Origin of the sequence: Rhizobium sp. EC-SD404, from assembly GCF_902498825.1 — a bacterium.
GTDB lineage: Bacteria > Pseudomonadota > Alphaproteobacteria > Rhizobiales > Rhizobiaceae > Georhizobium.
Map to the genome: position 1 here is coordinate 1,872,112 of NZ_LR701459.1, position 14,313 is coordinate 1,886,424.

14 protein-coding genes are annotated in these 14,313 nt (G+C 62.8%); 7 read left to right on the forward strand and 7 right to left on the reverse strand.

All coding sequences use genetic code 11. From position 1 onward, the window contains the following. Nucleotides 1–24 precede the first annotated feature (24 nt). The 3 genes from GC125_RS09735 to rpsF all read right to left on the reverse strand — a co-directional run bounded on the left by GC125_RS09735 (nt 25) and on the right by rpsF (nt 1,943). The gene (locus GC125_RS09735) at nt 25–1,008 is read right to left on the reverse strand and encodes a DUF2232 domain-containing protein (protein ID WP_151985495.1); all 984 of its coding nucleotides are present in this window, start codon (nt 1,006–1,008) and stop codon (nt 25–27) included. Nucleotides 1,009–1,217: 209 nt separating this feature from the next. After that, on the reverse strand, nt 1,218–1,466 hold the full coding sequence (gene rpsR, locus GC125_RS09740; protein ID WP_007196805.1) for a 30S ribosomal protein S18: 249 nt from the start codon (nt 1,464–1,466) through the stop codon (nt 1,218–1,220). Nucleotides 1,467–1,478: 12 nt separating this feature from the next. Next, complete coding sequence (rpsF, locus tag GC125_RS09745; protein WP_151987759.1) at nt 1,479–1,943, reverse strand: 30S ribosomal protein S6; 465 nt, start codon at nt 1,941–1,943, stop codon at nt 1,479–1,481. A 373-nt stretch (nt 1,944–2,316) separates the two neighbouring features. On the opposite strand from rpsF, the gene fabD reads away from it, so the two are divergent. The 7 genes from fabD to gmk all read left to right on the forward strand — a co-directional run bounded on the left by fabD (nt 2,317) and on the right by gmk (nt 9,003). Continuing rightward, nucleotides 2,317–3,306 carry an ACP S-malonyltransferase gene (gene fabD, locus GC125_RS09750; RefSeq protein ID WP_151985496.1) on the forward strand — a complete coding sequence of 330 codons (990 nt, stop codon included), beginning with the start codon at nt 2,317–2,319 and terminating at the stop codon, nt 3,304–3,306. 45 nt (nt 3,307–3,351) lie between these two features. Next, complete coding sequence (fabG, locus tag GC125_RS09755) at nt 3,352–4,089, forward strand: 3-oxoacyl-[acyl-carrier-protein] reductase (protein ID WP_151985497.1); 738 nt, start codon at nt 3,352–3,354, stop codon at nt 4,087–4,089. A gap of 272 nt (nt 4,090–4,361) precedes the next feature. Then, nucleotides 4,362–4,598: an acyl carrier protein gene (locus GC125_RS09760; RefSeq protein ID WP_126010775.1), complete on the forward strand. Its 237-nt coding sequence runs from the start codon at nt 4,362–4,364 to the stop codon at nt 4,596–4,598. Between the two features lie 115 nt (nt 4,599–4,713). Further along, nucleotides 4,714–5,976, forward strand: coding sequence for a beta-ketoacyl-ACP synthase II (gene fabF / locus GC125_RS09765; RefSeq protein ID WP_151985498.1), 1,263 nt, complete (start codon nt 4,714–4,716; stop codon nt 5,974–5,976). Between the two features lie 181 nt (nt 5,977–6,157). Further along, complete coding sequence (mltG, locus tag GC125_RS09770) at nt 6,158–7,387, forward strand: endolytic transglycosylase MltG (protein ID WP_151985499.1); 1,230 nt, start codon at nt 6,158–6,160, stop codon at nt 7,385–7,387. Nucleotides 7,388–7,445: 58 nt separating this feature from the next. Beyond that, nucleotides 7,446–8,330: a YicC/YloC family endoribonuclease gene (locus GC125_RS09775; RefSeq protein WP_151985500.1), complete on the forward strand. Its 885-nt coding sequence runs from the start codon at nt 7,446–7,448 to the stop codon at nt 8,328–8,330. Nucleotides 8,331–8,343: 13 nt separating this feature from the next. Continuing rightward, nucleotides 8,344–9,003, forward strand: a complete 660-nt coding sequence (gmk, locus tag GC125_RS09780; RefSeq protein ID WP_151985501.1) for a guanylate kinase — start codon at nt 8,344–8,346, stop codon at nt 9,001–9,003. A 15-nt stretch (nt 9,004–9,018) separates the two neighbouring features. Here gmk and rsmA read toward each other — a convergent pair whose 3' ends face one another. The 4 genes from rsmA to GC125_RS09800 all read right to left on the reverse strand — a co-directional run bounded on the left by rsmA (nt 9,019) and on the right by GC125_RS09800 (nt 14,298). Then, the gene (rsmA, locus tag GC125_RS09785) at nt 9,019–9,852 is read right to left on the reverse strand and encodes a 16S rRNA (adenine(1518)-N(6)/adenine(1519)-N(6))-dimethyltransferase RsmA (protein WP_151985502.1); all 834 of its coding nucleotides are present in this window, start codon (nt 9,850–9,852) and stop codon (nt 9,019–9,021) included. Beyond that, nucleotides 9,849–10,829, reverse strand: coding sequence for a 4-hydroxythreonine-4-phosphate dehydrogenase PdxA (gene pdxA / locus GC125_RS09790; protein WP_502706091.1), 981 nt, complete (start codon nt 10,827–10,829; stop codon nt 9,849–9,851). Before pdxA ends, rsmA begins: the two co-directional genes overlap by 4 nt. A 45-nt stretch (nt 10,830–10,874) precedes the next feature. Further along, the gene (locus GC125_RS09795) at nt 10,875–11,834 is read right to left on the reverse strand and encodes a SurA N-terminal domain-containing protein (RefSeq protein WP_151985504.1); all 960 of its coding nucleotides are present in this window, start codon (nt 11,832–11,834) and stop codon (nt 10,875–10,877) included. A gap of 130 nt (nt 11,835–11,964) precedes the next feature. Further along, the gene (locus GC125_RS09800) at nt 11,965–14,298 is read right to left on the reverse strand and encodes an LPS-assembly protein LptD (RefSeq protein ID WP_502706092.1); all 2,334 of its coding nucleotides are present in this window, start codon (nt 14,296–14,298) and stop codon (nt 11,965–11,967) included. Nucleotides 14,299–14,313 lie beyond the last annotated feature (15 nt).

Sequence of the window (14,313 nt, forward strand, 5' to 3'; positions counted from 1 at the left end):
AGTTCCTTCTATCTGAATGGGTGTTCAGTCGTTGTCATTGGCATTGTCTGGACCATTGGGTGGTCCCGTCCGGCTGACCGGAACCGCACGCGCGGTTTCGATCATGCCGGTAAGCAGGAAGAAGACGAGCGGCAGCGTGAAGAGCACGACTGCGAGGTAGGCGCCCCAGAGCACGAAGGGCCGCCAGGACTTGCCGCGCGTGCGATGGTGCATCACGGCGAAGCCGGCAAGCGTGAAGCCGGCGGCGAACGCTCCTGCGATGACCGCGCCGACCAGCGCGATGCCGCCGCCGAAGAAGCTCAGGATGAGCCCTAGCGCGAAGAGGTAGAGGCTCATGCGGGACATGCGCAGGCTCGCCGGCACGTCGTCCTTCGGGCGGCGCTGGCGGCCTGACATGCGCACGATCGCATGGGCGAGATAGAACGATCCGAACAGGATCATCACCCACAGCGCGCCCTGAACGATCGGCAGCGCCGTCAAAAAGAACGAAGCATAGGCCTGGCGCTCGGCATCATCCGGCTGAAAGTCCGGGCTCTGCTCGACCATGATGTCGAGGAACTGGTCGACGATGCCGCCGACCATGGCTGGCCCGTAGCCCATCGAATAGCCGACGACGACGAGACCCGCGACGACGAGCAGGCAGAGCTGCAGCAGGATGTCGGAAAGCGGATACCAGGCAAGGGCGTTCTTCGGTCCGCCGATCTCTTCGGCCGGGCGAGACAGATTGGCCAGATGCCCGATCCAGGCGGCGGGCGCGAGCGTCGTCGCTGTGAAGACAAGGCCGGCGGAAGGCGACAGCATCACCGACACGATGCCGCCTGCAACGGCTGCGGCGACGAAGCCGGCCGTATTCGTCCAGCCGAGGCTGGCGATCAGGATGGGGAGTGTGGCGGCTGCGAAAAGTACGATGGACAGTGCCGTAGGCTCGCCCGCGCTGATCGACAGCAGGGCGGCGGCGGCACCGGCGAGGACGCCGATCATCAGGGATGATGATGTGAAGTTCATCAGGTCTCGCTGTCCTGCTTCATGGAGCAGTTAGGGAAGATCGCCGCACTTGCAGGCGCTGGTTCCCAACTCGGGTTTTCTAGAGCGTTTCCAGGTGAAGTGGACACCGGTTCACCGTCCGGAAACGCGATAAGGCAAATTCTCACTTCCCCGCGCCCATCGCGGCGAAGCAACCGGACGGCGACAGGCGCCGTCCGGTCAGATGTCAGGTCCTACTTGAGGACGTAGGGCAGAAGGCCCAGGAAGCGTGCGCGCTTGATGGCCTTGGCGAGTTCACGCTGCTTCTTCTGCGAAACGGCGGTGATGCGCGAAGGAACGATCTTGCCGCGCTCCGAAATGTAGCGCTGCAGCAGGCGAACGTCCTTGTAGTCGATCTTCGGCGCATTGGCGCCCGAGAACGGGCAGGTCTTGCGGCGGCGATGGAACGGGCGGCGCGTCGGGATCTGGTTGATATCGACCATTGTTATGTCTCCTTATCGGTCGTCGCGACGCGGGCGGTCGTCGCGGTCATCGCGGCGCGGGCGGTCGTCATCGCGGCGCGGGCCACGGTCACGGTCACCATCGCGGCGCGGGCCACGGTCGCGGTCGCCATCGCGGCGCGGACGATCGTCGCGGTCGCGCTTCTGCATCATGGCCGACGGACCGTCTTCGTGCGCTTCGACGCGAACGGTCATGTAACGAAGAATGTCTTCGTTGATGCGCATCTGGCGTTCCATCTCGTTGATGGCTGCTGCCGGTGCTTCGATGTCCATCAGCGCGTAATGCGCCTTGCGGTTCTTGGCGATGCGGTAGGTGAGGGACTTCAGGCCCCAGTTTTCAACACGGCCGACTTTGCCGCCGTGTTCCTCGATGATCCCTTTGTACTGTTCAACGAGACCTTCGACCTGCTGGGCCGACACATCCTGTCGGGCTAGAAATACATGTTCGTAGAGCGCCATGATTGGCTTGCCTTTCTTCATTGTCATGGCCCGGTATCGGCGGCTAAGCCTCAACGACTTTGTCTGGATCGGCAGGCGATCCGGGAAAGGCGTCCGAACGGTCGAGAGCGGAGACACGGGAGGCGGGAAGGGTTTGTCCTTCCAGACAGTCCTCGCTTTTCAGGGCGCGGCCTGTCCCTCCGTTCAGCCACCAGCCAGATGACCGGGCATGTGGAACGTCGCGCTTATACGGATTTCCAGCGCCAAAGCAAGCGCGAGGCCGTGCAAAATCGCCCTTTCGCAGGATCGCGCGCTTGACACTGGGGCGCCTGGGGGATGACTAAGACCCCGAAAAGCCTGAGCGGCGACAAGAAAATATAAGGATGGAAGCGCCATGAGCACAGCCTTCACATTTCCCGGCCAGGGCAGCCAGGTCGTCGGCATGGGCAAGGAACTGGACGATGCCTATCCCGAGGCACGCGCGGTCTTCGAGGAAGTCGACCAGGCGCTCGGACAGAAGCTTTCAGCGCTGATGTTCAATGGTCCGGAAGACGAACTGACGCTGACCTCCAATGCCCAGCCGGCCCTGATGGCCGTGTCCATGGCCGTCATTCGCGTACTCGACAAGGGTGGCTTCTCGATCCACGACCGCATTGCCTATGTGGCGGGCCATTCGCTCGGCGAATATTCTGCACTCTGCGCGGCCGGCACGTTCTCGCTGACCGACACGGCGCGGCTTCTGCGCATCCGGGGCGACGCCATGCAGGCAGCCGTGCCTGTGGGCGAAGGCGCCATGGCGGCGATCATCGGCCTTGAGCACGACGACGTCGAAAACGCCTGCCGTGATGCCGCGGTGGATGGCGTCTGCCAGATCGCCAACGACAATGGCGGCGGTCAGATCGTTATTTCGGGCGCGGCCGCAGCCGTGCGGACAGCCATGAAGTTCGCGACCGATCGCGGTGCCAAGCGCGCGTTGCCACTGCCCGTATCGGCACCATTCCATTCGGCGCTGATGGAGCCTGCCGCCGATCGTATGCGCGAGGCGCTTGCCAATGTCGACATGAAGGAGCCCGTCGTGCCGCTGATCGCCAATGTGCGCGCGGCACCCGTGAGCGACCCGATGATCATCGCCGATCTTCTGGTCGAGCAGGTCACCGGCCAGGTGCGCTGGCGCGAGACGGTCGAATGGTTTGCCAAGAACAATGTCACGACGCTTTACGAAGTCGGAGCCGGCAAGGTGTTGTCGGGTCTGGCGCGCCGCATAGACAAGAGCGTGGAAACGCGCACCATCGGTTCGCCCGCCGAGATCGACGCGTTCCTGGCCGATCCGCCACCCTTGCCGACGGCGCTGAGCTCGGCGCCGCCGCTTGAGCCGCTCGAATAACGCGGCCTCCCCACATTGATCGTTTGAGAATCGAAGGACTTGAAGATGTTCGACCTTACGGGAAGAAAAGCCCTTGTGACCGGCGCGTCCGGCGGGATCGGGGAGGCGATCGCCCGCATTCTCCATGCACAGGGCGCGACCGTCGGCCTGCACGGCACCCGCCAGGAGAAGTTGGAGACGCTGGCCGGCGAGCTCGGCGAACGCACGATGATCTTTCCGGCCAATCTGTCCGACCGTGACGCCGTAAAAGCGCTTGGTGAAAAGGCGGAAAAGGATCTCGAAGGCGTCGACATCCTCGTCAACAATGCCGGCATCACCAAGGACGGCTTGTTCGTGCGTATGGCGGACGCCGATTGGGACAGCGTGCTCGAGGTGAACCTCACGTCCGTCTTCCGCCTGACGCGCGAACTGACGCACCCGATGATGCGTCGCCGCTACGGCCGCATCATCAACATCACTTCGGTAGTCGGCGTCACCGGCAATCCGGGGCAGGCGAACTACTGCGCCTCCAAGGCCGGCATGATCGGCTTTTCCAAGTCGTTGGCCCAGGAAATCGCGACGCGCAACGTCACGGTCAACTGCGTGGCACCCGGCTTCATCGAATCGGCGATGACCGACAAGCTCAACGACAAGCAGAAGGACGCCATCCTGTCGGCGATTCCGTCCCGCCGCATGGGCACGGGCGCCGAAGTGGCTTCCGCCGTGGCCTATCTCGCATCGAACGAGGCCGCTTACGTCACCGGGCAGACGATCCACGTCAATGGCGGCATGGCCATGATCTGAAAAAGCCTTGCATCCACCGGAACCAACGCCTTCCACAGGCGCTATGGGACTTCCGAGTGGATGGAAAGCGTGTTAAGGGCCGCTTCCAACTGGGGACGTGAAAGGCAACATGGCCAGCGCGGCCCGAATTGACCGGCGGTAGCCGTTAATGCCGATCGAATGTGGTTCACCAGGCGCATCCGTGGCAATTCATTGCCAAGTACAACTTGATTAGCACTGTTGCTGGCTTTAACGAGGCAGCACCGAACATAAAGAAGGTCGAGGAAACCGACATGAGTGATATCGCAGATCGCGTGAAGAAGATTGTTGTCGAGCATCTTGGTGTTGAAGCCGATAAGGTCACCGAAGGTGCCAGCTTCATCGACGATCTTGGCGCAGACAGCCTCGACACCGTCGAACTCGTCATGGCGTTCGAAGAAGAATTCAGCGTTGAAATCCCTGACGATGCCGCCGACACGATCCTGACGGTTGGCGACGCCATCAAGTACATCGAGAAGCAGCAGGCCTGATCCTGGCTCTCGCGGATTCCGCCGCGCGCTTGTCGCGGCGGATCCGGACATCACGGCGGCGCGTTCTTGCCGTCGTGCCCAACGATAAACGCTGGACATGACGGATCGACAGGCGATGAGACGCGTGGTTGTCACTGGAACCGGTATGGTGTCGCCCCACGGCGCGGATACCGAGACCACCTGGAAGCGCATTCTGGACGGCAAGAGTGCCGCTCGTCGCATCGAAGAATTCGAGGTCGATGACCTCGCAGCAAAGATTGCGTGCCGCATTCCGCTCGGCGACGGTTCGAACGGGACGTTCAATCCGGACGATTGGATGGACCCCAAGGAACAGCGCAAGGTCGACCCCTTCATCATCTACGCCGTCGCAGCAGCCGAACAGGCTCTGAAGAATGCCAATTGGCATCCCGAATCCGACGAAGACCAGATTGCCACCGGCGTTCTGATCGGTTCGGGAATCGGCGGCATCGAGGGCATCGTGGAAGCCGGCTACACGCTGCGCGATCGCGGTCCTCGCCGTATTTCCCCATTCTTCATCCCCGGCCGCCTGATCAACCTGGCCTCGGGGCAGGTTTCGATTCGCCACAAGCTGCGTGGTCCGAATCACTCCGTCGTCACGGCTTGCTCGACCGGTGCTCACGCCATCGGCGACGCTGCGCGCCTGATCGCGCTCGGCGATGCGGACGTCATGGTGGCAGGCGGCGCAGAATCGCCCGTCAGCCGCATTTCGATTGCGGGCTTTGCCGCCTGCAAGGCGCTGTCCACCCAGTACAACGATGAGCCCGAGCGCGCTTCGCGCCCTTACGACAAGGACCGCGACGGCTTTGTCATGGGCGAAGGCGCGGGAATCGTGGTTCTGGAAGAGCTGGAGCACGCCAAGGCCCGTGGCGCCAACATTCTCGCCGAAGTGGTCGGATACGGCCTCTCAGGCGATGCCTACCATATCACTGCTCCCGCCGAGAACGGCGATGGCGCGTATCGCTGCATGATGTCTGCACTGAAGCGAGCCGGTCTCGATCCATCCGACATCGACTACATCAATGCGCACGGCACCTCCACGATGGCCGACACGATCGAACTCGGCGCCGTCGAGCGCCTCCTGGGCGATTCTGCCGGCAAGGTCGCCATGTCGTCCACCAAGTCGGCGATCGGCCATCTGCTGGGTGCTGCCGGTGCGGTAGAAGCGATCTTCTGTGTGCTCGCCATCCGCGACAACATGGTGCCGCCGACGCTCAATCTCGACAATCCGACCCGCGAAAGCGCGATCGATCTCGTTCCGCACAAGGCCAAGGCCAAGCAGGTGGATGTCGCGCTCTCCAATTCGTTCGGTTTCGGTGGAACGAATGCGTCTTTGGTGATGCGTCGCTATCAGGCCTGATCCGGAACCTCGGTTCCCTGTCGATATCCCGCTTTTGACACAATGCTCTCGTTTAGAGCAGGCGTGGAATCGGCTAGAAGTGGCACCTCCGAAGCGATGGTGAGCCATCGCCATTCTTTGAGATTGAATCAGTTGCTGGTGTCGCTGGCCCTTTCCCCAGGCGGGAAATCAGCGACCGGGCATGAACACAAGCGACCAGGACCACGACGTCATGACAAGCCAAGACACGACGCCGGGCGAGAAGGGGCCGATCATCCCCAAATCTGCCAATGAGGCACTGAAGCCTGAAAAGGCTGCGCCGCCGCCGAAGCGATCCCGCCGCGCCCGCAGCCAGCCTGTCATCTTCATGAACTTCGTGCTCTCGCTCATCGTCGTCATGGTGCTCGGTGCCGGCGCCGTCCTCTATTTCGGCAAAGTCGAGTTCGAATCGCCCGGTCCGCTGGCGCAGGCAACCACCTTCGAAGTGCGCGAAGGCGCGGGCGTCATCGAGATCGCCAATGGACTTGAGCGCCGCAACATCATTTCCGATGCGCGCGTCTTTCGCTATGGGACCGAAGCGACGATCGGAAACGATACGCTGAAGCACGGCGAATACGAGATAGAGGCCAATGCCTCCATGCGCGAGATCATGGATCTTCTGCGCTCTGGCGAAGGCATTCAGTATGCCGTCGCCGTGCCGGAAGGCCTGACCGTCTACCAGGTGTTCCAACGGCTTGCGGAGCATGAAATGCTCGAGGGCGACCTGCCGGAAACCCTGCCGCCGGAAGGCTCGCTGATGCCGGACACCTACAATTTCGGTCGTGGCACCACTCGCCAGAGCATCGTCGATCAGATGGTCGCATCCCAAGCGGCCCTCGTCGACCAGATTTGGGAGCGCCGCGATCCCGATCTTCCGATCGAAACCAAGGAAGAATTCGTGACGCTGGCGTCGATCGTGGAAAAGGAAACCGGTCGTGCCGATGAGCGCTCGCGCGTTGCCGGCGTCTTCATCAACCGCCTGCGCGAAGGCATGCGCCTTCAGTCGGATCCGACGATCCTCTACGGGATCTTCGGTGGCGAAGGCCGTCCGGCCGACCGTCCGATCTACAGGTCCGACATCGATACACCGACCGAGTACAACACCTATACGATCAACGGCCTGCCGCCTGGGCCGATCGCCAATCCGGGCCGCGCTTCGCTGGAGGCCGTGGCCAATCCGTCGACCACCGAAGATCTTTACTTCGTCGCCGATGGCACCGGTGGTCACGCATTTGCCCGCACGCTCGACGAGCACAACGAAAACGTCGCGCGTTGGCGCCGTATCCGGGCCGAACAGGAAGCGTCCGCCACTGCCAACCCGGAAGATCCGGCCGACGAGATCGCGCCGATGGATGACGGTGAAGGCGACTATGAAGGCGAAATCGCCGAGTGACGGACAAGACCGGGCCGTCGGACACACTTCCAGAAGCGACGAACGGGGCGCCAAGGTGATGCCACTTCAATCGATGACCGGTTTCGCGCGAAGCGAGGCCGTTTCGGGTCGTCTGCGCTTCGTGTGGGAGATGCGGTCGGTCAACGGCAAGGGTCTCGATCTGCGGCTGCGTCTGCCGCCTGGCTTCGATCGTTTGGAAACCGAAATCCGCGCCCGGCTCGCCGAGCGTTTCAATCGCGGCAATGTCCAGTTGAGCCTGAGTGTCAGCGGCGAACGGGCCGCAGCGGTGCCGGTGGTCAACGCCGAAGCGCTGGCGATCGTCCTGAGCTTCGCCGAAGTCCTGAAAACCAAGATCGACGCGACGCCGCCATCGATCGACGGGCTTCTGGCCATCAAGGGCGTGGTGGATCTCAAGGAGCCGGAAGACAGCGAAGAAGATCAGGCTGCCTTTGCAAGCGCCGCGATGGCCGCGCTCGATCGCGGCATTGCCGATCTCGTCGAGGCCCGGGCATCCGAGGGCGCCGCTCTGCGCAGCATTCTCGAGGGGCATCTTTCCACCATCGAGACGCTTGCAAACACCATCGATGCCGATCCGTCGCGTAGCCCCGCAAACATCCGTCAAAGGCTGGAAGCGCAAGTCGCGCAATTGACGTCGGCCGGCAATCTCGACCCGGAACGCCTGCACATGGAAGCGGTGCTTCTCGCCGCCAAGGCCGATCTGCGCGAAGAGCTCGACCGCCTTCAAGCGCATGTGGCTGCCGGGCGTGAGCTGCTGTCGAAGGGCGGGCCGATCGGTCGTCGCCTCGATTTTCTTGCGCAAGAATTTAACCGCGAAGCGAATACGATCTGCTCCAAGTCCAACGCCGCCTCCGTGACGGCAAACGGCATGGAATTGAAAGTGGTGATCGACCAGCTGCGCGAGCAGGTTCAGAATATCGAATAGAGTGGGGCAGGGCATGGCGGAGTATCAGCTACCATCGGCGGCGATCGCGAGGAGAGGGCTTATGCTTGTCCTGTCGTCGCCCTCCGGCGCCGGCAAATCGACCATCGCGCGTAACCTGCTCGAAACCGATCCCGGGCTCTCCATCTCCGTCAGCGTGACGACGCGGAAGCGTCGCGGCAATGAGATCGAGGGTGTGCACTACCACTTCATCTCCCAGCGCGAATTCGAGCGCCTGCGTGATTCCGGCGCTTTGCTCGAATGGGCCCAGGTCCATGGAAATTTCTACGGCACGCCCCGCGAGCCGGTCGAAGAAGCGATGGCCGAAGGCCGCGACATGCTGTTCGACATCGACTGGCAGGGCGCGCAGCAATTGCAGGAGAACATGCGCGCCGACGTCGTCTCGGTCTTCATCTTGCCGCCGACAATGGCGGAACTTCGCTCCAGGCTGCACCGTCGGGCGGAAGACGCCGAGGATGTGATCGCGACGCGCCTGACCAATGCGCGCGACGAGATCGGCCATTGGCGCGAATACGATTATGTCGTGATCAACGACGACCTCGACCGCGCGTTCCCGGCCGTGCAGGCCATCGTGAAGGCGGAACGCCTGCGCCGCGACCGGCGCCCGGGACTTTTCGATTTCGTGCAGGAACTGCTGGGCCAGGACGGTCAGTAGACGCGCGTTCGCACGTTACAGCAATCGAGCCAACCGGCAGAATTCCTCGACGCTCAGCGTCTCGGCGCGACGCGTTGGCTCGATGTCGGCCCTGGCGAGTAGTGCTTCACCGCCAAGCGGCTTCAGGCTCTGGCGGAGCATCTTGCGGCGCTGGCCGAAGGCTGCGTGGGTAACGCGTGCCAGCGCGTCGCCGTCGCATGGGATCGGCTGCGGGCGCGGAACGAGATGCACCACGGAGGACGTGACCTTCGGAGGCGGCGTGAAAGCCTGCGGCGGGATGTCGAAGGCGATGCGCGCATCGGTGCGCCAGCCGGCCAGGACGCCGAGGCGTCCATAGGCATCGCCATCTGGTTCCGCCACTATCCTGAGCGCCACTTCGCGCTGAAACATCAGCGTCAGCGATTCGTAGAAGGGCGGCCAGTTGGGGCCTGTCAGCCAGTTGACCAGCAATTGCGTGCCGACATTGTATGGCAGGTTCGCCACGATGCGGAGTGGGCCGGCACCAGACGCCTCAACCGCATGATAATCGAAGGCGAGCGCGTCACCCTCGATGACCTCGAGTTTACCCGGATAGTGATCGGCGATTTCGGCAAGCGCCGGCAGGCAGCGCGGATCGCGCTCGATCGCGATGACCTTCGAAGCGCCAAGCGCCAGAAGCGCGCGCGTCAGGCCGCCGGGGCCAGGGCCGATCTCGATCACCGTCACCCCTTCGAGCGGACCGGAGGCTCGGGCGACCTTCTGGGTCAGGTTGAGGTCGAGAAGGAAGTTTTGCCCGAGCGCCTTTTTCGCCGCAAGTGAATGGCGAACGATGACATCGCGAAGCGGCGGCAGGCCATCGAGGGCGCTCACGCGCGCCTCGACGACATTTCATCTGCCATTCGGATCGCCGCGATAAGGCTGTCGGCGCGTGCGATGCCCTTGCCGGCAATATCGAACGCCGTGCCGTGGTCCGGCGAGGTGCGCACGAAGGGAAGGCCGAGCGTGACGTTGACGGTTTCGTCGAAGCCGAGCGCCTTGGCCGGGACCAGAGCCTGATCGTGATACATGCAGACAGCGACGTCGTAGCGGGCCCGCGCTGCGTCGTGGAACATGGTGTCGGCCGGCAACGGACCGTTGACGTCGAGGCCAAGTGCACGCAGATCGAAGATCGCCGGACCGATGATCTCGATCTCTTCGCGACCCATCGTCCCGCTCTCGCCAGCATGCGGGTTCAAGCCCGAGATCGCGATGCGCGGTCGCTCGAGCCCGAAGCGGGTATTCATGTCGTCGGCCGTGATCTTCACCGTCTCGACGATCAGTGCCGACGTCAGCGCCTTCGGAACATCGCTGAGCGCGATGTGGATGGTGACCGGAACTGCCTTGAGCTTCGGGCCGGCGAGCATCATCACCGGCGTGATCAGGCGGCCGCTCATGTCCGATGCGCGCGCCGCCAGAAATTCCGTATGCCCCGGAAAGGCGAAGCCTTCGCCGTAGAGCACCGACTTGGCGATAGGGTTGGTCACCATGGCGCGCGCGACACCACAAAACGTCATACAGGCCGCGCGGTCGATCGCTTCCACGATCGCAGCTGCAGCCAGTGCGCTCGGCTGGCCGGGCGAAGCAGGCGCCGCGTTGCGCAAAGGGATGACCGGCAGCGCATCGTCGAAGACGCCGGCGATCTCCTCGTTGCCTATCTCCTTGATCGGAACATCGAGACCGAGCAAGGCAGCGCGATCTCTCAAGACCTGGGGATCGGCGAGGATCGCGAAGTTCGGCAGCGCGAGTTCGCGCCGCTTCAGATAGGCATCAAGCGTGATGTCCGGTCCGATGCCCGAAGGGTCGCCCATCGTCAGCACGATGGGATGCGCGGAATTGCTCACACTGATCGTCTTCTAGCGATAGCTGACGGCTGCTTTGGCCTTCAGCTCTTCAAGAAAACGTTCCGAATTCGCCTGACTCGTCTCGTTTTCCTGATCTTCCGCGCGAAACACCATTTCGGCTGCACGGTCGTCCGACACTTGGCGAGCCTGGCAGACGGCGATGAACTCGACGCCGCGCTCGGTGGCACGAATGGCCGTCGTGCCGCCCTCAGACGTGCTTTCGATTTGAGTTTTCCAATCCGGCGGCAGCTCCGGCTGCATGAAGCGGCCGAGTTCGCGAATGGAAACGTCGCGCAGCGACGCGGCGAATTCCGTGCTTGAAGCGCATCCCGGGAAACGGGCACGCGCCTGCTCGGCTTCCCGCTGGCGCTGGCTGAGAATGGCGTTACGCTGCGCAGCCGGCACGACGAAGATCACCTGCTGGAGGATATATTCGGTGGTGGTCGGCTTGTTGTCGCCGCGCTCGAGCATCCTCGCCACGAGATCCTGTTGGCTCATGCCGCCGCCACTGCCGCCCTGTCCGGCGTAACGTGCGTTGACGACGCGCGGCCAGGTCATCTGGGCGCGCACGAAGCCGCGGAAATGCTCCATGCCCACGCCGGCCTGGTTCAGAACCTGCGTCAATTGCTCGATGCTCAGATTGTTGCCGCTGGCAAAGTTGTTGACCGACTGCGTCACCTGGTCGTCGCCCACGACGCCGCCGATCCGTGCTGCTTCCTGCATCTGGATCGCTTCGTTGACGAGCTGCTCGCGGGCCTTCTCGTTCAGATTGCCGCTGTCGCGCTGTAGCCTGAGCAATGCCACCCGGCGCTCGACGTCGCCAGTCGTGATTGCTTGGTTGTTCACGACCACCGCGATCGAGCTGGCTGCCGCTGCAGGGGCGCTCGGAAGAACCGTCGCAGTTGCAGCCAGAAGCGCGAAGGCAGCCGCCGCCAAGGACGTGCGCGCAAACCGCTTGTGCCTGTCAATCATGGGTCGTGCTCCGGAAATCATGGAATCTCGCTGCATTCGATCTTCGTATTATGGCGTCGCGCGGACCAAGATGGAAGCCGCAGGCGGTGTCTTGGTCGACCCATGGGGCGATTTCAAGGCTTTCAGTGGCCTAGAACGCGCCGAACCGGTCCAGAGCGCCGCCTGAACTGATGTCGCCGAGCGTTCGGAACGTCAACTGAGCGCCGACGCTCCAGTCCGACCCGGAGAGTTCACGCTCGTCGCGTTCCTCGATATAGGCGATGCGGAACGTGAAGCATTCGTCGTCGTAGCCGAAGCCGATCGCCGAAGTGGTGAGGACGCCTTCGCGCGCATCGTACGAGGCGGCGCCGAACACGCTCCAATTTTCCGCAAAGCGCAGCGCACCGCTGCCGCGCACTTCGTAACGGTCGATATCGTAATTGTATTCCGGTTGTTCGCGCTGGTAGGTCACACCGCCTTCCAGCGATACGGTCTCGTTGGCGTAGCTCGCGCCCGCATCGAACCGGTCGATGTCCATCGTGTCCTTGTCGAGCCGCGAGCCGGCCCTGAAGCCGAGATCGGCGGGCGTCATCAGCGCGACCTCGCCGACGAAATCCGACACGTCCGTTTCAAGCCCCGAATTGGCGCCAGCGTTGACGAAGTCGTCGCTCGCGAAGGAATTGACGCCGCCCAGATGGTAGGACTGACCGACGACGGCATTCAGCGAATAGCCGTTGGCGAAGCTGCCCGTGTAGCGGAAGCCGAGATTGGCGCGGGTGCCGCCTTCTATCCGGTCGTAGCCGGAGAACTTGTCGCGCTCGAACAGGGTGGTCGCGTCGAAGACGAAGCTCTGCGCGTCTTCGTTGGGAAGCTCGCCCGCCATCTGTTCGTTTGGCCGTACGAAAAGCTGGCCGATCGGCTCGATGATGTGCGACGAGCCACTACCCGCAGACGTCATCAGAAGCGGATAGCGCGCCTCCACGCCGGCTGTCGCCATCGTGCGCGCGTCGAAGTCGTTGACCGCTGGAGTAACGGCGGCAAACGCGCTCGTCTCGTCCAGCTCGGTCGAATGAATATCCCCGCGAAGTGCGAGAATCGGCGTGATGACCAGACCCGATCCCGTAACGACGCTGCGCTTCCATTCGGTCTCGCCTGTCAGGCGCGATGTCGTTCCGTCGATGCCGCGAAGACGATCGCGGTCGATTCCCGGGAAATTCTCGAAATCCGCGCGGGTGCGCGTCAGGCTCGTCAGGTTTACGTCGGCGGTCAGTTCCCCGCCGAGCACTGGATCGCCTGCGGTGTAGTTGTAGTCGAGTGACGGGTGAACGAGTGGCTGCATCTCGTCCTCAAGATCGGTGAGGCGCGGCGACTGAACGTCGAAATAGATGCCGCGCAGATCGAAGTAGTTTCGATCACGCAAGCCGGTCAGATAGATCTCCGACATCTCGCGTTCGTTGCTGAAATACTCGATCCCGTAGGCCTGGCCGAAATTGCTGTCGGACTGGACCGTCAGATCCCAGCCGTAGGACCAGCTCTCGTTGATATTGAAATAGCCGGTCGTGTTGAAAAGACCGCGGGCGTCTTCGAGGCTGTCGACGGTGCGTGCGTCGAACTCCTCCGGGCTCAGCTGGTAGATGCCGGCAGCGCGAACCGTGACGTCGCCCGTGGCGAACCGGCGGCGAAACTCAGCCTCGGTCAGGAAACCCTGGGCGCTGTAGCCGGTCACCGCAACGGTCGCATCCATGTTCGGCGTCAGGGCGAAGTAGTAGGGCACCGTTACGCCGAGATCGAGATCGCTGGAAAACGAAACCGAAGGCGACAGGAAGCCGGATACACGCCGGTTCTGGTAATCCGGAACGACCAGATAGGGCAGGTAGGCGATCGGACGTCCGAACAGCTCGAAGCTGGCCTGCTCCAGGCGGATCGTCTGGTTCTCGCCGTTCTGGATGACGCGTCGCGCCTTGATCTGCCAGAGCGGCGGCTTGGAGGGATCTGTCTCGCAGATGTTGCAGGCCGTGTAGGTACCGTTGTTCAGCGTCGTCTGGGTGCCGCCCGTCCGTTCGGCGCTTTCGGCGACCAGTCGGGTGTTGTCCGGCGTTTCGATACGCAGCGCGTTGACGAAACCGTCGGCGAAATCGTCCGTCAGATCGAGCTGTTCGGCATAGATGCGGTTGCCACCCGGTTCGACCAGTTCGATGCCGCCGACTGCCATCAGGCGGCCCGTGCGCTGGTCGTATTCCACGCGGTCGGCCACCATCTGGTAGCCGTCATAATCGATCTGCACCGCGCCCTGCGCGATCACCCGTTCGGAATCGAGGTTATAGAGCAGTTCGTCGGAGCTCAGCAGAAACCGGGCATCGGGGTCGGCATTGGATACAATCGACTGTTCCTGCGCATGAAGCACATGGGTCAGTGCCAGCGTGGACACGCCAAGCAGCAACGCAGCCGCACCGGCCTTCAAACCGGAACGCACTGACGAATCAATTCTGCCGAACGCTAC

Coding starts and splice junctions, on each gene's coding strand:
- rpsR (WP_007196805.1), bottom strand. CDS start 1,466: ATGGTCGATATCAACCAGATCCCGACGCGCCGCCCGTTCCATCGCCGC.
- rpsF (WP_151987759.1), bottom strand. CDS start 1,943: ATGGCGCTCTACGAACATGTATTTCTAGCCCGACAGGATGTGTCGGCC.
- fabD (WP_151985496.1), top strand. CDS start 2,317: ATGAGCACAGCCTTCACATTTCCCGGCCAGGGCAGCCAGGTCGTCGGC.
- fabG (WP_151985497.1), top strand. CDS start 3,352: ATGTTCGACCTTACGGGAAGAAAAGCCCTTGTGACCGGCGCGTCCGGC.
- GC125_RS09760 (WP_126010775.1), top strand. CDS start 4,362: ATGAGTGATATCGCAGATCGCGTGAAGAAGATTGTTGTCGAGCATCTT.
- fabF (WP_151985498.1), top strand. CDS start 4,714: ATGAGACGCGTGGTTGTCACTGGAACCGGTATGGTGTCGCCCCACGGC.
- mltG (WP_151985499.1), top strand. CDS start 6,158: ATGAACACAAGCGACCAGGACCACGACGTCATGACAAGCCAAGACACG.
- GC125_RS09775 (WP_151985500.1), top strand. CDS start 7,446: ATGCCACTTCAATCGATGACCGGTTTCGCGCGAAGCGAGGCCGTTTCG.
- gmk (WP_151985501.1), top strand. CDS start 8,344: ATGGCGGAGTATCAGCTACCATCGGCGGCGATCGCGAGGAGAGGGCTT.
- pdxA (WP_502706091.1), bottom strand. CDS start 10,829: ATGGGCGACCCTTCGGGCATCGGACCGGACATCACGCTTGATGCCTAT.
- GC125_RS09795 (WP_151985504.1), bottom strand. CDS start 11,834: ATGATTGACAGGCACAAGCGGTTTGCGCGCACGTCCTTGGCGGCGGCT.